This window comes from Limosilactobacillus balticus (assembly GCF_014145615.1).
Classification (GTDB): Bacteria; Bacillota; Bacilli; order Lactobacillales; family Lactobacillaceae; genus Limosilactobacillus; species Limosilactobacillus balticus.
The window spans coordinates 125,664-149,772 of sequence record NZ_JACIVH010000042.1 but is presented as its reverse complement, the minus strand read 5'-3'; the positions used below and the strand labels follow the sequence as shown (position 1 = coordinate 149,772).

Genomic DNA, 24,109 nt, shown 5'->3' with positions numbered 1-24,109 from the left:
ATTTAATTTATGTTGCTAATTGTAAGAGGATTGGGATTACTTGAAAATTACTACTTAACTATGGTAGGTTACGTGTGACGCAAGCTAAGAAAGGAAAAGAATCATGATCGATAATTATCTCTTAGAATATCTTGTTGCCTTTGCGCAAACCGGAACAATTGCTGGCGCTGCTGAGCAATTAAATATTACGCAACCAACTGTTAGTCGAGGCCTGAAAAAATTAGAAACTCTACTGGACGTAAAGTTATTTGATCGTCAGCCACAAAAACTCTCTTTAACTGCCACTGGTAAATTTACCGCGCAACGAGCCCGTATCCTTTTACAACAGCAACATGATTTCAAAAAAGCTGTCCAACATTTTGCTAGTAAGAATGACTATTTACGAATTGCTGGAACTATACCAGGGCCATTATTATTACTAGAAAATATAATTGAACGTCTCGACAACCAGCTTGTTATTGAAACGAAAACAATTCTGTCAAATAACATTGAATCTCTTCTTCATAACCATAATTATGCCTTAATATTTAGTGCCCATGAAATACAAAATGCTGATATCGAATCACGATTTATTGGGATGGAGAAACTAGCAATCAAAATTACTAAGTTCAACCCGCTTTATCATCGGGCGACTGTCAATTTTAATGACTTAAATGGTCATGAATTTGTTCTTTCTGATAACATTGGTGAATGGCGTAAAATAATCGAACAGTATATTTCAAATGCACAATTTCTTTATCAAGCACAACCTGAAGCGCTTCGTGAATTAGTGCGCTATTCAAATTTTCCCATTTTTAAAACGAATATTACTAATTACCTTGATGAAAGATTAGCAATTGTTGATAGAAAGAGAAAATTTATTCCAATTAATGATCCCCATTCTGCGATTGAACTATATGCTACTTATTTAAAAAATGATCGCCAGAAAGTTACCCCTTTGATATCAGAAATGACAAAAATTTTGACACAGATATCAGATTAAAAAATGCCAGACCATGGATGCTTTTCATGATCTGGCGTTTAACTTTTTAAAAGACTGATGTAATAATTGCACCAACAACAATTAATACTAAACCAATACTGGTAAAGATATACCCGCGCTTACTCTTCCGTTCGTGAAGGAAAATAAAGCCACCAAGCGTTGAAATTACAACGGATAATTGTGAAACAACAAAAGCTGTATTAACCCCATTATCTCGAACACTGAGGATATAAGTAAGGGATGCAATTGAGAAGACAAACCCAATGATTAAACTACGCCAACTTGCCGGTTCACGTAATGCTGTAGTCCGGTGAGTAGCAAAGATATAGATCAATACACCAATCACCATCCCAACAGATTCTGGAAAGAAGATAGCGATTCCGGAAGTTGTTAAAGCCCGTGGAATGGCATTGTAAATAATATAACCGATGGTAGTTAAGAGAAGCATCAAAAGCGTTGTTGCTTTGCTACCATGAACATTATTTGCTTCTCCGTGGTCATTAATTGACGTTAAAACAGCACCAACAATCAAAAGGGCAATCCCAACAAAACCAGCAATCCGAGCAGTTGTCGTTGCCCACTCACCAAAAATGAATACCCCAACTAATGAGGTCCCAACTAACTGTAATCCTGTTGAGATCGGCATAGTTTGGGAAACGCCAATTCGTTGATAGGCAGTGTATTGTCCTAATTGACCAACAATCCACATCGCACCGGCAACAGCAGCCATGATAAACGTAGTAACTGATAGTGACGGCCGTAAAATAATCATCACAAAAATACTAACGATTAATGTTCCAACGGCAGTACCAAAAATTTGATTAACAACTTTACTGTTTGTTTTCACAACAATCAAAGGCAAAATACCCCAACCGATTGCTGGTAATAATAACCATAAATACTTCATTTGTATCCTCCTAAATTTTTACTAATTTAATAATCGACCTTGCGTAATCATGATTAGCAAAACAACAACCGCTCCACTTAAGAACCAGATTGTTGGTGCAAATGCAATTCCAACTAAAATAATGCCTTCAATGATTAAATACCCAGTGATTAATTTTTTATTTTCTTGTTTTTCTGTTTCTGTCCCAATAAAGACAATTGCGCGAATAACCGCTAAAAATAAAATCAAGCTCAATACAAAAGCTAAATTACCCATCATTTGACGAACAGTCCCTTCATAGCGAAGCACTATTTGAATCGTAACTCCCATATAAAATGAGAACATTATTGCAAGAATAAAGAGCCAACCAGTCAAAATAGTCGCAATTGATGAAGATAAAATAATGTGGAGTGTTCCAAGAACCTGGTAATAAATTGCGGCGATCAAGGCAATTAAAATAATACAGATGATAAAGCGAATAATTGTATCACTAGTGATTCGGCTATTAACTGTCTCATACAAGCCAGCAATAATTTCACCGAGGGCAATCATTGTCATCAAGCCGTATCGCTCAATCATTGAATCTTTAATTTTGTGTTCCATCTCAGCTTGATCATACTCTCTAGCTAAGCGCGGATTGGCCGCAACAACATCAAAAATATTGAGTAATAGGCCGAAGCAAAGACCAATCACTAAGACAACATTACCGATAAAATACGTTATCAACATTATCGCTAATGAAAAAAGATGAACTGATCCCCACACTCGAGAAGCAGGACCATGGATATGATCAAAATAAGCTAAGCCGAACCAAACGGTTGCCATCAATAATTCAATCAGCATTAATACAATACTGATTCGAGTAAATTCACCGTCAATCGCTTCTGAAATAAACAATGACCCAATTCCTGTTAGAATCATTTCTGTATTAATAATGAGCACGTTAATAATTGAGTCATTTCCATGATTATCAAAATAGCCTGATACCTCATTCCAGCCCCAAATAAACCAACCAAATATAAGTACTGAATATCCAATACTAGTAATCGTTAAATTTTCTAACAAACTATCAGTTAATCTAGCGATAACAACCGCAAAAATTAAATCGTAGAACAATTCTAACCAGCTTACTTTACGATTAGCGATTTGATGATTAATTGTTCGCGGTTTACCCAAAAACGTGAATATCTTATTCAATTCGGCTTCTTCCTTTCTTCCAAATTTGACTGTCAAAAGTATAGACCTTGAAGTCGACTGCAACGCAAGGCCTTTTTTGTAATTAATTTCCACGATATCGTAACAACATTCGTATAAAAAAAGAGACTGTTGAAAAAACAAAAGTTTTTTCTCAGTCTCTTATGGGGATATGAAAGGTTATTGTATTAATGAATATTTACTATTTTTATTAAGGGGATATTTATTCTTTTGGGAGAGAAAAATAAATATTAATATACTGGACGGTTGCTACCTTGAGTATCAGGATCAGCAATTCCTAAACTATCATTGCTACCAAACGTTGGATCAGCAACAATCTTCAAAACAACGTCAGCAATACTTTGACGCGAACCAGATACACCAACGTATTCATCATCTTTATGAGTGATAGTGTATTTAATTTCATCGCGGTCGTTAAGCCATGGTAAACGAAGCGTAGTGTAGTCTAATCCAGATTCGGCAGCTAACCGGTCTGATACTACAGCAGCGTTGTCATCTCGAACAGTTCCACCGAAGCAAGTATCACGGTTCCACTTACCAAATTCACCAGGAACTTCATCATAAATTCCAAGTAAGTTGGTAAGGATAAGACGGTTTACACCATCCTTCTTCATGGCATCAATAATGTTATGAGTTGGCCGATTATGACCAGCATCATCATGGTCAATAACAGCATTGAAGACCATATCTTGGCCCTTAACAGCCTTTTCAACATCCTCAGGGTTATTTAAATCTCCTTCAATAACCGTAACGCGAGGATTATCAGCTAGGTCACTGAGCCGACTGCTGTTACGTAAGAATAATGTCAATTCAACATCCTTAAATTTATCTTCGTTAAGAATACGATTTTCAACGATCCGGGCGATTTGTCCGTTTGCTGCTAAAATTGCTAATTTCATTTCTATTCCTCCACATCAAATTGATTAGTAATAACGCTTATTTTTGTTAACCTTGGCAATTTCTGCCATTTCTTCATCAGTTAACTTAAAGTCAAAGATATCGTGGTTGTCGTGAATATGTGCAGGGTTAGTAGATCCTGGAATTACAACAAATCCCATTTGAGTGTGCCAACGAAGAATAATTTGGACGTTGGACTTACCATACTTTTCTGCAAGCTTAGTAAAGATTGGTTCATTGATTAGGGAACGATCACCTGAACCAAGTGGGTACCAAGCCATCAGACGGGTACCATATGGTTCAAGGATTTCCCGCGCTTCTGTTTGTGGGAAGTATGGGTGTGCTTCAGCTTGAAGTACTTGTGGCTTAACTTCCGCAAAATCCATAATATCTTTTAATAATGAAGCACTTCGATCAAAGTTAGAAATACCAATTGCCTTAATTTTGCCATCTTTGTAGGCTTTTTCTAATGTCCGGTAAGCTGTCTTCCAATCACCAGTTGGTTGGTGAAGGAATAACAAGTCGATGTAATCAAGGCCTAGACGATCAAGGGCCTTATCAACTGCATCTGGATCATTATATGAAGTAGTCCAGAGCTTAGTACTTACAAACAAGTCTTCACGGTTTACCCCTGAGTTTTTAATTCCTTGGCCAACACCGTCTTCATTGTAGTAAGCTTCAGCAGTGTCAATTAAATGGTAGCCATCCGCAAGAGCTGCTTCCACTGATTTTTGAGCAGCACTAGATGACATTCTAAAAGTTCCTAAACCAACTTCTGGCATCTTTACACCATTGTTCAAAGTAAATGTTTCTTCCATCATTTTCACCTCATTATTTTTGATATCCTTTCAACAATTTATATCCTAATCCTTGGAGTAGACTATAAGGCAATACCTTTTTTCAAAAAAATCAAAAATATTTAGTAATGTTGAACACAAATAGGCTCGGGGCAAGGAATTTCAGCCTGTAATAAAGTTAATTTACCAGTATTTGGATTACGCTGAAATAATGTCAGGCTATCTGAATTTTGATTAGCAGCAATTATAAAGTTTTCGTCCTGACTGAAATTAAAATCGCGTGGGTAGTCCCCTTCAGTATCTATTGACTGAAGATGCTCAACCGTATGATCAAGCAGGATCCGAAATACCGCAATCGTATTCTCTCCACGATTAGAAGTATAGAGATACTTACCATCACTTGAAATTCGAATTGCGCCTGCTCCGTTATGCTTTGTCCAGGTAGAAGGAATTGTCTTTAATATTTGAATCCGTTCTAACCGGGCGGTGTTTTGATCGTAAGTTAATACTTCTAATTCACTACTTAATTCATCAAGAAGATAGACCGTTTTTCCATCAGGATGAAAGACTAAATGACGTGGGCCACACCCAGGATCTGTTTGATAACGTGATACTTCTTTCAATGTACCATCGCTTAATATATCGTAAACCGTAACTAAGTCTAGCCCCAGGTCACAGGTAATTAAGCGCCCATCAGGAGTTACGTCTGCATAATGTACATGTGGAATATTTTGTTCAGGACGTGGGCCTACTTTACCTGTATGAGTAACACTATCAACTCGCTTTAAGTCACGATTATCTTCACCTAAGTCAAAAACATCAATTCGACTACCATGATAGTTAGCCCCGAATAATAAGTGACGTTTTTCATCTAAACCGACATAAGCAGGGGATGGTCCGTTAAATAATTCTTCTTTTACTAGTTGAGCATTAGCGGGGCCTTCATCCTTAAGTTCGTAAATAGCAACTCCTTTTTGACCGTCTATTTCCTTTTTAATTGTATAGACTAAGTGATTAGCCCCTACTTGTAAATATGATGGTTTTAGTAAGCGAACAGCCAAGCGGGGGAGCTTTAACTGATTATTTTCCAACGTTACACGGTATATCCCTTGACTTGTTTTATTTGTATAAGTACCAATTAGAAAATCTTCTGTCATTATCAATTAGCCTTCTTCTGTTTGATTTTTTACTGCTTTGGGACCAGTAGCTGCTTGCTTCTTTCGCCGTTGCAGTTCTGCTCTTAGCATATCATAACGCCGTTCAGAACTTTGATATGAAGCTTTGGCAATTTCCATGTTTCGACGGGTGATTTTTAATTGGTCTTCAATATCTTTAGGAGAATATTGAGATAATCGCCGTTGCATTAAGTTTGTTAATTCATATGAACGGGATACAAGATCATAACTACTTTTACCAAAACGTGTTAATAGATAACCTACACGGCGTCCAGCAGACATATCTTGCGCATTATCAATTGTCCGGCGCATTGGTAAACTAACATGGTTATCCCAGAAAGTAATGAGGGGACCAGTAAAGAAGGCAACAATAACAGTACCAACACCAACGGGACCTCCAATAAAGTAAGCGACAATCATAAAGAGAATATCTTGTGCAATCCGAATTGTCCGGTATTGGGTGTGCAAACGATCAGATAGAATAGGCGCAATCGCATCATATGGGGCAACCCCTAAATCTGCCCCCATATACATTGAAGCTCCTAACGTAAATAGAATTAATCCAATAATCAAGTCAGAAATAATGACAATAATATTAGCATGTGTTCCAAAGATTTGTTGATAAAGAGCAATAAACCATTGAACTTCAAAGCCAACTAAGACCATGTTTAATAAGGTTCCAATCCCAATTTTGTGCCGATCCATAATCAAAATAAAGATAAAGATCGCAGCATTTGCTAATAATTGATAAACTCCTAGACTCATACTTAAATGTCCAGAAATCCCTGTATTAGTAGCAGTAAATGGATCTAGTCCTACTTGACCACCACGTAAAAATGCTGTCCCTAACGATAAAATTGTAATTCCAACAAATGACATTAAAGTACGCCAGCCTAAATTTGATACTGAATGCTTCTTCTTCATAAATAAACACTTCCCTCTCAATATAAACTTATATGTAGTAAAAGCGCGGCGACTTGACGTCAACCGCACTTTTGATATTAATTAGATTTATGTTATTAACCCCGGCCACCTTCAAATGATGGGTAAAGTGTCATTCCACCATCAACAAACATGGTAATTCCAGTAACGTAACTTGATTCGTCAGATGCTAACCAAGCAGCAGCGGCAGCAACTTCTGATGGGTCACCAACCCGCTTCATTGGAATCATTGAAGTAGTAGTGGCAAGTTGTTCTGGATCAGCGAACTTCTTCGCGTTAATAGGGGTATTAATTGCACCAGGACCGATAGAATTAACCCGGATACCCTTATCAGCATATTCCATCGCAATTGTTTCCGTGAAAAGCTTTACCCCACCTTTACTTGCAGCATAGTGGGCAAATGTTGGCCATGGAATTTGTTCGTGAACAGATGACATGTTAATGATGTTACCCTTTTTATTATTCTTTAAGAAGTAATTCAAGGCTGCCTTGGCACCAAGAAATACACCAGTCAAGTTAACATCAATTACCCGTTGCCAGTCTTTCAGGCTCAACTCATTTGTTGGGTGTTGATTTTCCATTCCCGCATTGTTAATCCAAATGTCCAAGTCGCCAAAAGTATCAACAGCAGCATCTAATAATTTTTGTACGCCTTCTTCAGTGGAGATATCCGCTTGAACAGCAACTCCTTCACCACCAGCATTTTTGATTTGTTCAACTGCTTTATCAGCACCAGCCTTATCTGAATTGTAGTTAATAACTACTTTCATTTGTTCTTGACCGAAACGTTCAGCAATCGCGTTTCCAATTCCCTTAGAACCACCAGTAATTACTGCTACTTTACCTGTTAAATCTTTGTATAGCATACGTTTCACTCTTCTTTCCTTTAGTAATTGACAATAGTTTAATCCTTGCAGTCGACTTCAAGGCAAGAGAAAATTTCAAAAAAGTAGAAATAATTTTTAGAAAAAGTTGAGGCCGCGGAATCACTGTAACCTCAACTTTTAAACGCATTGTATCACTTAGATTATTTATATCTTACATTTGTTGACTAGTTGGTCGAATAATTACTTCATTCCAAGCAGCATCTGCTGGTAAGTCGATCGATTGCTTAATGGTTTGAGCAATCCGATCAACGGGAATACTGAAATTCTTGTAGAATTCTTCTGTTCCCTTCTTAACTTGTTCATCGGTAATTGAATCCACTAAGCCAGTATCAACCGCCCCTGGTGAAATCAAAGTTACCCGAACATTAGACTGAGCTTGTGCCATTTCTTGACGAAGGCCCTCACTGATTGCTCGAACTGCATACTTGGTTCCAGAATATACTGAACTCAATGGACCGACAATGTGACCAGCAATGGAAGCGATATTAATGATTTGACCGCTCTTTTGCTTCATCATGTATGGCAAAGCAGCACCAATACCATATAATGTTCCCTTGATGTTGATATCAATCATCATATCCCAGTCTTTAACTTTCTTTTGTGCAAGCAATGATTGAGGCATGATACCAGCAGAATTAATCCACACATCAATTCGACCAAACTTATCGATTGCAAGTTTTGCTAATGCTTCAACTTCATCATCATTAGTAACATCTGTAGCGGCATAAACTGCTTCTCCACCAAGCTTTTCAATATCCTTAGCTATTTCTTGAAGGCGGTTTTCACGACGAGCGCCAAGAACTAACTTGTCGCCATCCTTAGCAAGGAGTTTAGCAGTTGCTTCACCCATCCCACTCGATGCACCGGTAATTACTACTACTTTACTTTCTGCCATTTAATTTGCCTTCTTTCTTTTAGTCCCGTAATGCCTTTAAACTTGATCCAAAAATACTCTCAATCGCTGCTGGGTCGCGATGGTCAAAGAATTGGCTCTCATTCTTATCAAGGCTTGCCATTGTCTTCATATCTTCAGGACTAAGCTCAAAGTCAAAGACATCAAAATTTTCAGCCATCCGCGTCTTGTGAACAGACTTTGGAATAACCACGATTCCCCGTTGAATTAACCAGCGAAGTATTACTTGACCATTGCTCTTACCATATTTAGAACCAATCTTAGCAATTGTTTCATTGGTAAAGATATCATGTTTACCTTCAGCAAACGGTGCCCATGCTTCTGGTTGAATATCTTGTTGCTGGTTGAATTTAACAGCATCGTCTTCTTGGTACCATGGAGAAATTTCAATTTGGTTGACAGCAGGCTTTACATTACTCATCAATTCCAAATTAATTAATTGGTCAGGCGCAAAGTTAGAAACACCGATTGATTTAATCTTACCAGCTTGTTGGGCTTCTTCTAATGCACGCCAAGCCCCAGCTACATCCCCGTATGGTTGATGAAGAAGATAGAGGTCCATGTAATCGAGACCAAGCTTAGTTAATGAATCGTCAATCCCTTGTTTTGCTTTTTCATATGTAAAGTGATCAACCCATAGTTTAGAAGTAACAAAAATTTCATTTCGATCAATACCACTCTTCTTAATCGCATTACCAACCGCTGATTCATTACCATAAGCAGAAGCAGTATCAATTAAACGATAGCCAACTTCAAGTGCGTCACTAACGGCTTGCTCTGCTTGACTAAGATCTGGTACTTGGAAAACACCGAAACCTAATTGTGGCATCTTATTTCCATCGTTTAGTGTTACATAATCCATATAAATCAATCTCCTTTGCAAAAGCTGGTTTAACTTATCAACTTGGTTATAGTATAGTGAGCAAGCTTGAAAAAGAAAATTACTAATTAAGTATGTTACTATACAGATAACGAATAGTAGAAAGGTTGGATATTATGGTTGATTTAGAACTTCTCACCGAATTAGTTGCCTTCCATAAGTATGGGACCTTGAGTGCAACGGCTGAACATCTCATGGTTACACAACCAACCGTCACTCGTGGAATGAAAAAGCTGGAGCAAGAATTAGGCGTTTCCCTATTCAATCGTGAAATTAGTAATCGAATTTTGCTTAACGAAACTGGCCTTCTTGCAGCTGCCGAAGCTAAAAAATTACTTCAAGCAGAGAATAACTTTACCGAAAAAATCCTAAACTTTGACCGCTTAAGCCATAAAATCACAATATCGTCAATTGCACCTGGACCGATTAGACTTATTGATGCCTTTAAGAATCAATTTACAAGTCATTTAGAACTCAACCATCAATTAATAAAACCAGAGAATATCCTTACCAATCTCCAAACACTTAAAGAACGTTTAATCTTTACCGATAAAGAATATAACACTGATGAAGTTGAATCGATGTATATTGGAATTGAGTATATCGGTGTCGGAATTGACAAATTTCACCCATTAGCTCAGCATAAAAGTGTTTCTTTTAAACAGTTAGTTGGCCTTATCTTTTTGGTTGTTCAGGATACGGGACCTTGGGAAAAAATTATCGAAGAACACATTCCCGCTGCGAAATTTCTGTATCAACAAGATCTCTCTTCAATGCGCGAACTTAGCCAATACTCGAATTTTCCTTTTTTCTATTCCAACCTAACAGAAGAAACGTCAGCTACTTTTGAACGATTTAGTAATGGTAATCATACTAAACTACCGATCGTTGATAAAAATAACAAAATTGAGTTTTATGGTACTTATTTAAAAAGGGATCGACAGTTAATCCAACCTTTCTTAAAACATCTTATTCAGATTTGGCCTAAATAAATTAACAATACATGAAAAGACGCCAATTATTCGAATTTAGAGTAATTCAATAATTGACGTCTTTTATTAATCATTTATTTTTAGTAAAAACTGAGCTTTGTCCATTCAGTATTTGGTTCACCGATACCGAGACTTTCGCGATGATAGTTTTGCTTACCCGTAAGAAGTTCAGCAGCAAATTTAGCAACTGCTTCACGGGTGATTTGGGCATCCTTGAATGGTTCACCCTTCTTAGTAACATCTACTTCTGTCTTTGCTGGATCATTGCATAACCAGTGTGTTCACGATATCAAGCTTGGAAAGAACCTGCAACTTCTTGCTAAATATCAGAGACTGACATTGCGATAAAACGCTTGACACCAGCTTTGTCCATTACCTTAATTAGTGGCTTCATGGTAGGCATAGCAACATAAACATAAACATCAACATCAACACCAATCAATACCCTCTTTATGCTCGCTAGATCCTTAGACCGACCATTTTTTACATTTTTCCGCCATAAACTGGGAAGACATCAAAATCGCCGTAGTCTAATGGCTTTACCCGCCGCAATAGATCCATATCAGCTTCGGAAATTTCAAAATTGATTTCAGCATTCTCCTTCATGTGCGCTGGATTAGCAGTCTTTGGTAAGACAATCATTCCTAATTGCCAATCATACCGAATGCATAATTGCGGGACTGAAACGTTGTACTTTTTCGCCATCTTTTCAATTACGGGGTTATCTAAAGCAGCTCCGTGAGCAACTGGTGAATATGCTTCAACCGCAATGTCATGTTCGTGAGTAAATGATAAAAGATTGAATGGAGTATGACCAATATGAGCTAAAACTTGATCAACAGCGGGAACAGTATCGCTATTCTTGATAAGATTTTCAAGATCAGCTTTTTCAAAATTAGAAACCCCAATTGTCCGAATCTTACCTTCATTTACAGCATCTTCCATAGCCCGCCATGCCGCAAGATTTCCTTCAAGGTATCGATTGTCAGACTGATTTACTTCTTTCCATGGTTGTGGACTATGGATGATCATCATATCGATATAATCAAGCCCCATCTTTTCGAGAGTTTCATCAATTGACTTTTTAGTTACATCATAGTCCTTATGTTCGGCAGCTACCTTTGAAGTAACAAAGATTTTATCTCGATCTACACCAGCTGTGCGGACACCTTCACCAACTCCTCGCTCATTTCCATATGCTTGAGCAGTATCAATGTGCCGGTAACCAAGCTTAATTGCATTGCGAACTGCTTCGGCTACTTGGTCATCATCAATCATCCAGGTTCCTAATGCAAACTTTGGAATTTTCACACCACTGTTAAGAGTAATTGTCTCGTCTAAAATCATTGTTCTCCATCCTTTCATACTTAAAGTTGTCCCTACAAAGCTATTGTCGTCATTTATTCGATAAATGTAAAATGGTAAGCCTTGATTTGAACAACAAAAAAGAGGTTGAAACTTACATTTGTTCAACCTCATAAAGATTTCTACTCATTAAAATGCTTACCCATCATATAAAGAGAGCGCATTTGACCATTTATTTCAGAAATTTGTGGTAACTTGCCCCATTCTTTGTACCCGCAGGAAGTAAAAAGATGATAGCTTGCTTGATTTTCAATATAAATATACGCAATTACAGTTCTTATATCTAAATGATCTTCAATTTGTTTTTGCGCATATGTTAATAAATCACGGCCTAGATGTTGCCGTCGATAATCTTCATGAATATAAATAGCTATCTGTGCCGAATGATCATAGGCGGGATGCGGATAAAAATACTCAAGCGCACACCAAGCGATCACCTGGTCATCTATTGTTGCGACCCAAATTGGATGAGTACTGTCAAATTGCATAAACCATTCACGCCGATCAACAACCTCAATCGGTGCACTCTCATCGTTGACTTGCAGCGGAATGGCTTGATTAAATATATCGACAATCGCTGGTAAATCATTTATTGTCGCTAACCGAATTTGATAATCCATATCAAAGCTTCCTTACAGTATTTTTACCCACTAATTATTACTTATCATAGAAGTGCTGCCATTCTTTATTAACATTTTCGCGAGTCGTCTTTGTCCCAGTCCATGATGGAACTTTTACAACCCCATCAATCTTACTCTTAGGTACAAATCCCCAGTAACGACCATCATTTGAAACGCTCCGGTGATCCCCAAGAACAAAGTATTCACCCTTCGGAACTTTTGTGGCACCGTTATTTTTTAGCCAGCTATTCTGAACTGAAATACTACGCAATGTCCAGTTTCCAGTTCCAGTTGTTCGTTGACTCTTGCTAATGTAGTCTTGATTAATCTTTTTGCCATTAACATAAATGTTTCCATTCTTAGAGCTAACAGTATCACCAGGAAGTCCAATTACTCGCTTAACATAATCAGTCTTGACCGATACTTGCGGATCAACACCATTAGCATCAAATACAACGACACTTCCATGATGGATCTTGGCAGTTTTCAAGCAAAATACTCGTTCATTATTTTGTAAGTTTGGTTGCATGGATGGTCCATCAACCCGAACAATTTGAAAGAAAAACTGCTTAATTACTAATGCGATTATTAACCCGATTAAAATGGGAATAATCCAACTCATTGCTTCACGAAATGCTTTCATTATAATTCCTCAATTTCTTTATCTAACTGTTATTAATCATACAACTAGTAATAAAACCTGAAAAGTTATTTATAATAAATAATATATTATTTTCACATTTAATAACATTAAAAAGATATTAAGGCGCAAAAAAAGAAGCAGAAAATTTATGCATTTCCTGCTTCTTTTAATTTTTATTTCTTTTCGACAAAGTACTTTTCAAAGTTCTTTTGATAATTATGATTAATCCGTTGTTCCATTAACCACCGCATGAAATTCATGTCCTTGTCATAATGGAAAGTTGTTCCATAGCGGCCTTCTTTAATAAGTTTTTCAGCCTGCTTTTTAATTTCATTATTTTTAGCATACTGAAGGAAGGTCTTTTTTGAAACCCCAAGCCATAACTTGTAGTTACTTTCATCCTTGTTCCCATAAATCGTCTCTTGATCTTTTAAGTTATCAAAAACGTAATCTTCAACTGGGAAAGTAGCAAGTTGATAGCCATTTAATGAAACGAAGAAACTACTACGACCTTGGCGAGGATTGAGGTCAAATACCTTGAATTGGCCATCACGACGGTCATATTTTAAATCAAAGTTAACAAATCCAGTAAATTCAATACTTTCAAGGAAATTCTTGATGTTGTCATAGATTTGTTGGTCATTCGTTGGCATAATCGCAACATAATTACCAACATTTGCTGGATTACAATCTTCAAGAAGTGGGTGACCCAAACACATCATCTTTACCTTATGATCTTTATCGACATAACAATTAATGGTCCGCATATTACTATCATCACCAGGAATAAATTCTTGTAAAACGAGGTCCCCATTGTATGGACTATGCTCATAGATAATCTCAAGAACTTCCGCTAATCTTTCTGGCGTCTTAATAATATAAGCCTTTTCGTATCCTTCAAAGTTTCCCTTATGCCATTGCACCGCATCAGCAGCCTTCAAAGCAATTGGAAATTCAAATGGTGATTTATAGTTCTTATAATCAAGGTCTGGTTTTAAAATATCAGTTTTAGGATAAGGCAAACCATACTTTTCGCAGACATTGTAGAACTTCTCTTTATCCGTTAATGTTGCTACTTCATCATAATCAGCATACGGGCAGAACATGTGCTGAGAAAGTTCTTTACGATTTTTCGCAACTAATTCAGTATAGTCATCCCCGCAACTAATTAAAACGGTCTTCTTGCCCTGCTTAGCAAATTCATCTGCCGCTTCAATTAAAACCTTCGTAAACACTTCTGGTGATTGTAATTGTTCATTATAGTGCAACTCGACAATTTTTGAATAACGGGTTGGTGCCAATGGTTGGCGAGCATATAATTGCGACTTAATCCCATATTTTTCATACATCGACCGTGCCATTCCGTAAGCGTTGAAATCACTACCTAGAATCAATGGAACAAAAGGTTGTTCACTCATTAGATCCCCACTCCTCTTTATTTTTCTAGTTCATTAATATAATCACGTGCAATCTTCACATCAGTTGGGTAAGGGACATCTTCACCATTAATCTTCTGGTAAGGATCTTCACCCTTCCCTGCAAGGACTACAATATCATCATTTCCACTACCGTCAATTGCCTTTTTGATCGCCGTTTCGCGGTCCATTTCAAATTGAATATGGTTAACCTTATCATGATCAATATAAGAATCTATTTCCCGGGCAATAGTCATCGGATCTTCAAACCCTGGATCATCAGTCGTCAAAATTACTTCATCTGGTTGTTCTTCAGTTAAAGCTTTACCAAACCCTGGACGGCGCGAAATGCCTTTATCACCGGTTGCTCCTAAGACAACTGTTACTTTACCAGCATTAGTTTGTCGTTTTAAGAATGCCAAGAGTCGCTTCAAGCTAGCGTAATTATGGGCATAATCAACATAAATTGTTCCATGAGTATTACTGTTAATCATTTCCATTCGACCACGGATGTGAACATGATTTAATGTTTCTACGGCATCGTTAGCACTCGCCCCAGCTAATCCACTGACAATGATTGCAGCGACCGCATTTCCTTCATTATAATCTCCAGGGACACTCGTTTTATAACGACCACCTAAGTTCAACTGCTTTGCTTTCTCAGTTAAGGCGGTCAACTCAAATTCACTTTCATGAAGGTCTTCTAAATCATTTCGATATTCAAAATCTATTTGGGCATTATCAGGTAATTCGATGTTCGCTCCTCGCCGTGCAAATAAGAAAATGTCTTCTGGCTGTGTAGTTGCCTTAGCAGTGTAATAAACATCGGTAAATTTTTCAGTTTCTGCATTGATTAAGCATTTAGCAGAATTTACTAATAATTGTTCCTTACAGTGAAGATAATCAGCAAAAGTTGGGTGCTCATTTCGTCCAATATGGTCTGGCGAGATGTTTAAGAAAATTCCAACATCATACTTTAAACCATAAATCCGGTTTTTCTTGTATGCTTGCGATGATACTTCCATTACTAAATGCGTCATTCCATTATCAACGGCAGCGCGCATATCATGGAAAAGGTCTAAGGATTCAGGAGTAGTCAAATCAGATTTAAATTTATCTTCCGGCTTATTGCCTAAAATCCGATCAAGCGTTGAAAAAAGGGCAATATGATTAGCTGTACTTTGGGCTAGAATATGGTCAGCAAAATAAGCCGTTGTTGTTTTTCCTTTTGTTCCTGTAATTGCAATAATGAACAAATCATTTTGCGGATAACCATAAAATGCTGCCCCCAGTAAAGACATTGCTTTTTGTTCGTCGTTCACGATAATAGCTGGCAATCCTTCACCTTCTGGATATTCTTTTTCAGCCACATACGCAATCGCACCTTTTTCTTTAGCGGATGCTAGGTATTTAGGCAAAAAATTTCCTTTACAAAAGAATAAAGTTCCTGATTTTACCTTCCGTGAATCATAGGACACGCTAGTTGCGGTAAAATCAGTCAAATTACTAACATGATCCAATAAATGGTGCTCGCGCAATAATGCTAAAGCAGGTGTAATATGCAATTTCATCTTGCAAATGACTCTCCTTTAATCTAATCTGCCCTATATTATTTCATTTTTTATCATAAAAATAAATAAGGGTTACCAATTAACAAAAAAAGGAGACTTAGAAGAGTCCTACCCTTCGCCAGCCTCCTTTAATATTTTTCTATGCTTCTGTTGTAGCTGTTTTTTGTGCGCGGTCAATTCCTGATTCATCAAGTTTAAAGTTGTCAATGAAGTATAACTTATACCACGTTAAGAAGGTGTAGATTGTCCAAATCTTACGACGACCATCCACCTTGCCTTCAAAGTTATCATCAGCAAGTTTTAGAAGCTTTTCTTGATCAAAGAACTCTTTTACGAAGTCTTGTTCAAATAATTCACGTACTTCTTGGTAATACTTCTTTTCCCGAAGCCATGCACGGACTGGGGTTGGGAAGCCCATCTTAGGCCGAGTAGCCCATTCTTCTGGTAAATGCCGATTAGCTGCCATTCGGAATGCCCACTTTGTATCCTTATAGTTAAAGAGGTACTTAGTTGGTGTCGTTTCAGCCACTTTCATTACCTCTTTATCAAGAAGTGGTACCCGAATTTCAACAGAGTTAGCCATACTCATCTTATCTGCCTTTAAGCAAATATCACCAGGCATGAAACGGTGTAAGTCGACATATTGCTTCTTTGCGACTTCATCGATATCCTTCTCTTCCATCTTATCAAAAAGTGGATTAAGGATATCAGCAATACTTGGTCCGCAATCAAATTCTGGTTGCAAGTAGTCAGCAGCTTCTTCCGGACTAAAGATGTATGCTTGACCAATAAAAGTATCCCGTGCTGGCGCTAAGTTACGGTACATATGCTCTTGACCGTGGAAGTGTTTCCCATCTAACCACTTAGCAAACTTATACCGACGTTCACGAGGCATTTTCTTTAATTGGTCAGTTACCCAACGGATAAACTTAACCTTTGTATTAAAACCATAATCAATGTATCCCGCGAACAATTCATCGGCACCTTCCCCAGAAAGAAGGGCCTTGTAGCCATTATCCTTTGCCAACTTGTTCAAGAAGTATAAAGGTACAACAGATGGGTTAGAATCGGGTTCATCTAAGTAGTACTGAATCATTGGGAATGCATGGAAAGCTTCTTCGTTAGTTAACTTTTCATCAGTATTCTTCAAGCCCATCTTAGCTGCTAATTCACGTGCTTGTTTGGTCTCATCATAAGTACTATCAAACCCGATTGAGAACGTATTATCTGGACGCATCAAAGCTGTTACTAAACTTGAATCAACCCCTGCGGAAAGGAACGAACCAACCTTGATCCCTTTATCTGCAAAGGTATGTGCCTTAACAGAATTCTTAACAACATTGTCAATCTTGTTAACAGCTTCATCAAAGGTCTCATCTTCTGGGTCAAAGTCTTCGTCCCAGTATTGTGTCATTTCAAATTGTCCATCTTTATAAGTGAAGTAATGAGCTTCTGGAAGGCGGTAAACTCCCTTAAAGAAAGTTTCCTGAGTAACTGGGTATTGGAATGTCATGTATGGTTTAAGCGCTTCTTTATTAAGTTCCTTCTTAAAGTTAGGGTGGTCAAGGAATGCCTTAATCTCAGATCCAACAAAGAAAGTACCGTTCATCTTAGCGTAATATAATGGTTTGATACCAAAATGATCACGGGCACCGAACATTTCTTTAGTCTTGAAATCCCAAATAATGAAGGCAAACATTCCACGCAACTTGTTAACAACATCCTTGCCCCATTCTTCATATCCGTGCAAGATTACTTCAGTATCAGCATGCGTCTTAAATGTGTGACCCTTACTGATTAATTCTTCACGTAATTCTTCAAAATTATAAATTTCACCGTTGAATTCAATGGCCTTTGAGCTATCTTCATTAAAGATTGGTTGATTACCAGACTTCACATCAATAAAACTTAAACGCCGGAAGCCAAGTGCTACATTATCATCCACATATTGACCCTCCGCATCAGGTCCCCGATGAATAATCCGGTCTTTCATTTTTTTGATTAATTGGTCTTTAATTTGTGGTTTTTCATTATCAACAAATGCAACAATCCCACACATTATAAATTTCCTCTTCTTTCTCTTAAATTCACGGATCACAAAATAGTTATTTAAAATTCGTTATTAAAACTCGAACCTAAATTATACCATATAATGCCAAACTTAAGTATATTATCCCTTTGCTTTAAGAAAACCATAATAAAATCTAGAGATCTGAGTTATCACTCTGTTTTTTCAGACTTTATTTCCTGGGAAATTTTATTTACGATCCTTTTTGGAGAACTTTCCCTGGCGGACGTAAACACTCAAGATTGCAATATCAGCGGGGTTAACTCCACTAATTCTTGAAGCTTGGGCTAAAGTTTCCGGACGAATCTTCTCTAACTTTTGGCGACCTTCAGTTGCGAGGCCATCAATATCACCATAATCAATATCATCTGGAATCCGTTTAGCTTCCATCCGCTTCATCCGTTCAACCTTAACTTCCTCTTTCTTGATGTAACCAGCATACTTTAATTGGATTTCAACCTGCTCAATCACATGACGATCAAGTTCCTGTTCTGGTGCCGGAATAAATTCTGCCAACATTTGGTAATCGAAGTATGGTCGCTTCAAGAGGTCAGCTGCTGCAATTCCATCTTTTAAGCGGTTATCTCCATGGGCTTCAATGAATTCATTAACCTTATCATCACTTGGCTTAAGCTTAATTTCTTCCAAGCGCTTAATTTCTGCTGTAACTTGCCGCTTTTTATTTTCCATTTTAGCAAGCCGCTCATCACTAACAAGACCAATTTTATGTCCCATTTCCATTAACCGGAAATCAGCATTATCATGACGTAAAATCAGCCGGTATTCTGCTCGACTTGTAAGTAAACGGTAAGGTTCCTTGGTTCCCTTTGTTACTAAGTCGTCGATCATAACGCCAATGTATGCATCAGAACGCTTAAGGACAAATGGTTCCTTGTCCTGCGCCCGTAAGCCAGCGTTAATTCCCGCAATCAAACCTTGTCCCGCTGCTTCTTCATAACCTGAAGAACCATTTGTTTGACCAGCAGTATAGAGGTTCTTGATGATCTTTGTCTCAAGCGTTGGATGAAGTTGGTATGGCGCAACTACATCATATTCAATTGCGTAACCCGGTCGCATCATTTCAGCATTTTCTAATCCTTTGATTGAATGCACAATCTTTTGCTGGATTTCTTCTGGCATTGATGTTGAGATCCCATCAAGATAATATTCATCGGTATCACGGCCTTCCGGTTCAAGGAAAACTTGGTGCCGTGGCTTATCAGCAAAACGGACAATCTTATCCTCAATTGAAGGACAGTAACGAGGGCCAACCCCCTTAATAACTCCCGAGAACATTGGTGCCCGACTAAGGTTTTCTCGAATAATGGCATGGGTCCCTTCATTTGTATAAGTCAGCCAGCAAGATAGCTGTTCACTGATTGGAATATAAGAACTATCAGGGGTATCAAAACTAAAGTGATGTGGTTCTTCATCCCCGGGTTGTTCTTCCGTTACACTATAGTCAATTGTCTTTCCATTGACCCGTGGTGGCGTCCCCGTCTTAAAACGTTCAAGGTCAAAGCCAAGTTCTTCAAGGTTTTCCGAAAGTTTTACTGCTGACTTAGAATTATTTGGACCAGATTCATATTGCAATTCACCAATAATGATCTTTCCGCGTGCCGCAGTTCCAACTGTTAATACAACCGTTTTAGCATGGTAACGAGCTCCTGTATTAGTAATAACCCCCTTGCAGACACCATCTTCAACGATTAACTGGTCAACAGTTGCTTGACGGAGAGTAAGGTTAGGTTCTTCCTCAATTGTCTGCTTCATCGCACGGTGATAAGCATGTTTATCTGCTTGGGCCCGTAATGCACGGACAGCGGGACCTTTACCGGTATTTAACATTCGCATTTGAACATAGGTCTTATCAATGTTATGGCCCATTTCACCACCAAGAGCATCAATTTCGCGGACCACGATTCCTTTTGCCGGACCACCAACAGAGGGGTTACATGGCATAAAAGCAACCATTTCAAGATTAATTGTTACCAATAAGGTTTTATTCCCCATCCGGGCTGCGGCAAGGGCGGCTTCACTTCCAGCATGCCCCGCACCGACAACAATTACATCGTATGATCCCGCTTCGTATTGAACGGCATCAGATGTTTGCAATGCTTCTGAACTCTTCATTCTTTTATTCCCTACTTTCCTAAACAGAATTGACTAAATAACTGGTCAAGTAACTCATCTTGGTAACTATCCCCAGTAATCTCACCTAATAATTCCCAACACCGGGTCATATCAATTTGAACCAGATCCACCGGCATTCCATCGTTAATTCCTTTTAATACATCGCTTAAAGCATCATTAGCTTGGTGTAGTAAGCCAATGTGCCGAGCATTGGTAACCATTACATTATTTTGGTTACTTTCAATCCCTTCGTTGAAGAACATGTTACTAATTTGTTCACCAAGTTGGTCCATTCCTTCATGGTTAACGATTGAAGTTTCAATAACGGCACTCTTGCCAGCTAGTGATTTTAATTCTTCTAAATCAACCCTGCGTGGCAGATCCGTCTTATTTAAGATGATGATCCGCTGCTTATCCTTTGTCGCTTCAAGTAATTGGCGATCCTCATCAGTTAATTCATTTGAACTATCAATCAAGAGAAGCACTAAGTCAGCGGCACCCAAGGCTTTGCGACTCCGTTCTACCCCGATCTTTTCAACTTGGTCATTTGTATCGCGAATTCCTGCTGTATCAATTAACTTCAATGGCACCCCATTGACATTGACGTATTCTTCAATTACGTCCCGAGTAGTCCCAGCAACGTTTGTAACGATTGCCTTATCTTCGTGAAGCAAGGAATTCAACAAACTCGATTTACCAACATTTGGTTGCCCAATGATGGCCGTTGCTAAACCATCCCGTAAAACCTTTCCTTGCTTAGCTGTTTTAAGAAGGCTTTGGATTCGTTGTTGAATGTCCTCTGCTTTTTCTTTTAAGAGCTTCGTCGTCATTTCTTCAACAGCATCATATTCTGGATAGTCAATATTAACCTCTACCTGTGCTAATACATCCAAAATATCCTGGCGCAAATTACGAATTAACCTCGACAAATCACCATCAAGCTGGTTTAATGCAACCTTCATTGATTTATCTGTCTTTGCACGAATTAGATCCATTACCGCTTCTGATTGGGATAAATCCAGACGACCATTCAAAAAGGCCCGTTTAGTAAATTCACCTGGTTCTGCCATCCGGGCGCCAAAGCTCAGCACCAATTGCAGAATACGGTTAGTTGCTAACAATCCCCCGTGACAGTTGATTTCAATCACGTCTTCACGTGTATAGGTGTGAGGAGCGCGCATTACTGAGACCATCACTTCATCAACTTCTTGATCCGTATCAGGGTCGACAATATGACCATAGTTAATGGTATGAGTTGCTACTTTGGCGAGATCTTTTCCTTTGTAGATCCGTTGAGCAACTTTCACCGCATCATCCCCACTAATTCGGATAATGGAAATTCCACCTTCACCAACCGGCGTCGAAATTGCTGCAATCGTATCATTCTCGCTATTTGCCATCGCTACTTTACTCCTTTCTAACAAAAAAAGTGCTAGTCCATGCATAGTAATAAAAATATCACTAACATGGTCAAAGCACTTTCACTACTTTAACGAATATTAAATTTATAACCGCTCATATTCTAAAATCATTACCAGAAATTGTCAACAAATAAGTTAGTCTTTGGGGGCAATCACGATACTCCGATAAGGTTCCCGACCGTGGGAGTATGTTTTTACATGGTCGTTATCCTCAAGCTCCTGGTGAATTTGTTTCCGTTCGCGAGCTGGCATGGGATCCATAAAAACTGCTTTCCCGCTTGCAACTACTTCCATTGCCGCCTTTTGTGCTAAGTTATGAATGGTTTCTTGACGGCGTTCGCGATAATTGGAGGTATCAAGTTCAACATTTACTTTCGCCGCTCCATGGTAATCCATGAATATATTGCTAAGCTGTTCCATCGCGTTGATCCGGCGACCGTGCTTCCCAATCACCCATCCATTTTCCTCAGTCTGGAGATCAATTTTGAGGTCATGAGCTTCTAAATTAATAATCCGCGGTTCAACAGTAATACTCAATTCCTTAAATACTGTTGTTAGGTATTCGATCAATTCTTTACTAGTTGCTTGCACTTTTTTTAAGTTTGCTTCTTGGCGACGTTTGATTTCAGCAGGATCGAGCTCATCTTCAGCGAAATTTAAACTTGCAGGCTTTTGTTCTGGCTCTTTTGCCGGTTGCTTATCTTTTTCTTCCAGTGAGGGCATCGCAATTTCTTTATCTTTTATTACTGCATCCACTTGCGCTTGGCGTCGTCCAATTCCAAGAAAACCGTGCCGCGGCTGTTGAAGAACCGTAAATTCAATTGTCTGATTAATGGTTGGCTTCAATTGCACACGTGCCTTTTCTTTCGCTTCTTCAATTGTTGTTCCAGTAAAAACTGCCATTTCTATCCCCCGTGAATTTAATTAATTTCCACTCTTTAAATTTATTACTAAATAAAAAGGCTCGCAACAACCTTTACTTGTCACAGCCTTAATAACTTATTTCCGCCGACTCTGATAAGCGCGACGTTTTGCCTTTTCAATCTTGCGACGTTTTGCTTTCTCAGCCCGTTGCTTCTCTTCACGTTCACGACGAATCTTAAATGGATTCTGGATAATAAGCGTTTGGACAACTTGGAAGGCATTTGTTACTACCCAGTATAAGGTAATAGCTGAAGAGAATCCTAATGCCATGAAGAATACCATGATCGGCATAAACCACGTCATTGTAGTTGTCATTGAATTTTTTTCAGGCATTGAAGCCATGGATAACCATGAACTAATAAACGTTAATAATGCCGCTAAAACAGGCATGATATAGTATGGGTCCGGGTGACCTAACTGAAGCCACAAGAACGTCCCATTCCGTAAAGCCGATGTCCGCCAGATCGCTTGATAAAGAGCCCACATAACTGGTAATTGAACCAGTAATGGAAGCATCGAAGCCCATGGATTAACCCCTGCTTCTTTATAGAGCTTCTGCGTTTCCATTTGCATCTTTTGCATTGACTCGCGATCACGTGATGAGTACTTTTTCTGAATTGCCTTTAATTGAGGAGCAAGTTCTTGTGTCTTCATCATGGTCTTTGTTTGGTAGAACATCAATGGCAGTAAAATGATCCGGATGATAATTGTAAAGATAATGATCCCCATTCCGTATCCGCCAAAGTGCTTTGATAACCAAATAATAAATTGTGAACAGTTATAGATAATGTAGTGGTCCCAGATACCAGTACTGTGACTAGTAATTGGCTTATTGGAGCAAGCAGCTAAAAATAGGGTTAAGCTCATGATTGCTCCCAAGCTTAGGAATTTTTTTGTTTTCTTATTCAAATCCTAATCCTCACTTTTTTCATCTAACAAATGTGCCCGCTTTAAAACGTGCACTAGGTTTTTCTTTGTTTCTGCCATTGATAAACCATCTGCCGCTGACCGAGCAATAACCAAGAAATCAACATCAGACCGTAATTGCGGTTTCACCTCTAATAACGTTTGACGAATACGCCGCTTAACCCAATTACGATGAACAGCATTTCCAATCTTTTTTCCGACAGAAATACCGACACGAAAATGTTTTTGTCCTGGTTTTTCCATTTGATATACGACAAATTTGTGGTTGGCCACGGAATTATGGGTTTCAAAAACCCGTTGAAACTCACTTTCCTTTTTTACGCGATATGATTTTCTCATTTATATAATCCCCAGCCTTAATTTAAGTAGATATAAAAATAGGGCCGGGCATACGACAACTTTAACGATTCAAATTGCTCGTCAAGCTGACTGCCCTGCCCCACACAATAAAAAAAG

23 protein-coding genes and 1 pseudogene are annotated in these 24,109 nt (G+C 38.4%); 2 read left to right on the top strand and 22 right to left on the bottom strand.

Annotated elements, in window-relative coordinates:
- Positions 1-103: 103 nt before the first annotated feature.
- Positions 104-982, top strand: coding sequence for a LysR family transcriptional regulator (locus H5S10_RS01495; protein WP_182588486.1), 879 nt, complete (start codon positions 104-106; stop codon positions 980-982).
- Positions 983-1,028: 46 nt separating this feature from the next.
- Here the strand turns inward: H5S10_RS01495 and H5S10_RS01490 are convergent, their stop codons facing one another.
- The 9 genes from H5S10_RS01490 to H5S10_RS01450 all read right to left on the bottom strand — a co-directional run bounded on the left by H5S10_RS01490 (position 1,029) and on the right by H5S10_RS01450 (position 9,556).
- Positions 1,029-1,889, bottom strand: coding sequence for a GRP family sugar transporter (locus H5S10_RS01490; protein ID WP_182588485.1), 861 nt, complete (start codon positions 1,887-1,889; stop codon positions 1,029-1,031).
- Positions 1,890-1,910: 21 nt separating this feature from the next.
- The gene (locus H5S10_RS01485) at positions 1,911-3,065 is read right to left on the bottom strand and encodes a low temperature requirement protein A (RefSeq protein WP_182588484.1); all 1,155 of its coding nucleotides are present in this window, start codon (positions 3,063-3,065) and stop codon (positions 1,911-1,913) included.
- 248 nt (positions 3,066-3,313) lie between these two features.
- Positions 3,314-3,982 carry an NAD(P)H-binding protein gene (locus H5S10_RS01480; RefSeq protein WP_182588483.1) on the bottom strand — a complete coding sequence of 223 codons (669 nt, stop codon included), beginning with the start codon at positions 3,980-3,982 and terminating at the stop codon, positions 3,314-3,316.
- 24 nt (positions 3,983-4,006) lie between these two features.
- Positions 4,007-4,798, bottom strand: coding sequence for an aldo/keto reductase (locus H5S10_RS01475; RefSeq protein ID WP_182588482.1), 792 nt, complete (start codon positions 4,796-4,798; stop codon positions 4,007-4,009).
- 101 nt (positions 4,799-4,899) lie between these two features.
- The gene (locus H5S10_RS01470) at positions 4,900-5,934 is read right to left on the bottom strand and encodes a lactonase family protein (RefSeq protein WP_182588481.1); all 1,035 of its coding nucleotides are present in this window, start codon (positions 5,932-5,934) and stop codon (positions 4,900-4,902) included.
- 6 nt (positions 5,935-5,940) lie between these two features.
- Positions 5,941-6,876 (bottom strand): YczE/YyaS/YitT family protein, encoded by a 936-nt coding sequence (locus H5S10_RS01465; protein WP_182588480.1) that lies wholly within the window; start codon positions 6,874-6,876, stop codon positions 5,941-5,943.
- Positions 6,877-6,971: 95 nt separating this feature from the next.
- On the bottom strand, positions 6,972-7,760 hold the full coding sequence (locus H5S10_RS01460) for a glucose-1-dehydrogenase (RefSeq protein WP_182588479.1): 789 nt from the start codon (positions 7,758-7,760) through the stop codon (positions 6,972-6,974).
- Between the two features lie 172 nt (positions 7,761-7,932).
- The gene (locus tag H5S10_RS01455) at positions 7,933-8,676 is read right to left on the bottom strand and encodes an SDR family oxidoreductase (protein WP_182588478.1); all 744 of its coding nucleotides are present in this window, start codon (positions 8,674-8,676) and stop codon (positions 7,933-7,935) included.
- Positions 8,677-8,695: 19 nt separating this feature from the next.
- A complete protein-coding gene (locus tag H5S10_RS01450; RefSeq protein ID WP_182588477.1) occupies positions 8,696-9,556 on the bottom strand; it encodes an aldo/keto reductase in 861 nt (286 codons plus the stop codon).
- Between the two features lie 134 nt (positions 9,557-9,690).
- On the opposite strand from H5S10_RS01450, the gene H5S10_RS01445 reads away from it, so the two are divergent.
- A complete protein-coding gene (locus tag H5S10_RS01445) occupies positions 9,691-10,566 on the top strand; it encodes a LysR family transcriptional regulator (protein ID WP_182588476.1) in 876 nt (291 codons plus the stop codon).
- Positions 10,567-10,646: 80 nt separating this feature from the next.
- On the opposite strand, the pseudogene H5S10_RS10475 reads toward H5S10_RS01445, so the two are convergent.
- The 13 genes and pseudogenes from H5S10_RS10475 to rnpA all read right to left on the bottom strand — a co-directional run.
- A pseudogene (locus tag H5S10_RS10475) lies at positions 10,647-10,787 on the bottom strand (NAD(P)H-binding protein); the annotation flags it as partial.
- 98 nt (positions 10,788-10,885) lie between these two features.
- Entirely contained in the window at positions 10,886-11,008 is a 123-nt protein-coding gene (locus tag H5S10_RS10190; protein WP_220480915.1) for an SDR family oxidoreductase, read from the bottom strand.
- A 41-nt stretch (positions 11,009-11,049) separates the two neighbouring features.
- The gene (locus H5S10_RS01440) at positions 11,050-11,913 is read right to left on the bottom strand and encodes an aldo/keto reductase (protein WP_182588475.1); all 864 of its coding nucleotides are present in this window, start codon (positions 11,911-11,913) and stop codon (positions 11,050-11,052) included.
- 140 nt (positions 11,914-12,053) lie between these two features.
- Positions 12,054-12,551 (bottom strand): GNAT family N-acetyltransferase, encoded by a 498-nt coding sequence (locus H5S10_RS01435; RefSeq protein ID WP_182588474.1) that lies wholly within the window; start codon positions 12,549-12,551, stop codon positions 12,054-12,056.
- A gap of 37 nt (positions 12,552-12,588) precedes the next feature.
- Positions 12,589-13,194, bottom strand: coding sequence for a signal peptidase I (gene lepB, locus H5S10_RS01430; RefSeq protein ID WP_003665211.1), 606 nt, complete (start codon positions 13,192-13,194; stop codon positions 12,589-12,591).
- Positions 13,195-13,367: 173 nt separating this feature from the next.
- Positions 13,368-14,612 (bottom strand): carboxylate--amine ligase, encoded by a 1,245-nt coding sequence (locus H5S10_RS01425; RefSeq protein ID WP_182588473.1) that lies wholly within the window; start codon positions 14,610-14,612, stop codon positions 13,368-13,370.
- A 17-nt stretch (positions 14,613-14,629) separates the two neighbouring features.
- Positions 14,630-16,180 carry a UDP-N-acetylmuramoyl-L-alanyl-D-glutamate--2,6-diaminopimelate ligase gene (locus tag H5S10_RS01420; RefSeq protein ID WP_182588472.1) on the bottom strand — a complete coding sequence of 517 codons (1,551 nt, stop codon included), beginning with the start codon at positions 16,178-16,180 and terminating at the stop codon, positions 14,630-14,632.
- Between the two features lie 139 nt (positions 16,181-16,319).
- A complete protein-coding gene (asnB, locus tag H5S10_RS01415; protein ID WP_182588471.1) occupies positions 16,320-18,239 on the bottom strand; it encodes an asparagine synthase (glutamine-hydrolyzing) in 1,920 nt (639 codons plus the stop codon).
- Between the two features lie 198 nt (positions 18,240-18,437).
- Complete coding sequence (gene mnmG / locus H5S10_RS01410; RefSeq protein WP_182588470.1) at positions 18,438-20,381, bottom strand: tRNA uridine-5-carboxymethylaminomethyl(34) synthesis enzyme MnmG; 1,944 nt, start codon at positions 20,379-20,381, stop codon at positions 18,438-18,440.
- A gap of 11 nt (positions 20,382-20,392) precedes the next feature.
- Positions 20,393-21,781, bottom strand: a complete 1,389-nt coding sequence (gene mnmE / locus H5S10_RS01405; RefSeq protein ID WP_182588469.1) for a tRNA uridine-5-carboxymethylaminomethyl(34) synthesis GTPase MnmE — start codon at positions 21,779-21,781, stop codon at positions 20,393-20,395.
- A 156-nt stretch (positions 21,782-21,937) separates the two neighbouring features.
- The gene (gene jag, locus H5S10_RS01400) at positions 21,938-22,705 is read right to left on the bottom strand and encodes an RNA-binding cell elongation regulator Jag/EloR (RefSeq protein ID WP_182588468.1); all 768 of its coding nucleotides are present in this window, start codon (positions 22,703-22,705) and stop codon (positions 21,938-21,940) included.
- A 96-nt stretch (positions 22,706-22,801) separates the two neighbouring features.
- The gene (yidC, locus tag H5S10_RS01395; RefSeq protein ID WP_182585939.1) at positions 22,802-23,635 is read right to left on the bottom strand and encodes a membrane protein insertase YidC; all 834 of its coding nucleotides are present in this window, start codon (positions 23,633-23,635) and stop codon (positions 22,802-22,804) included.
- Between the two features lie 3 nt (positions 23,636-23,638).
- On the bottom strand, positions 23,639-23,992 hold the full coding sequence (gene rnpA / locus H5S10_RS01390; RefSeq protein WP_003665224.1) for a ribonuclease P protein component: 354 nt from the start codon (positions 23,990-23,992) through the stop codon (positions 23,639-23,641).
- Between the last annotated feature and the right edge of the window lie 117 nt (positions 23,993-24,109).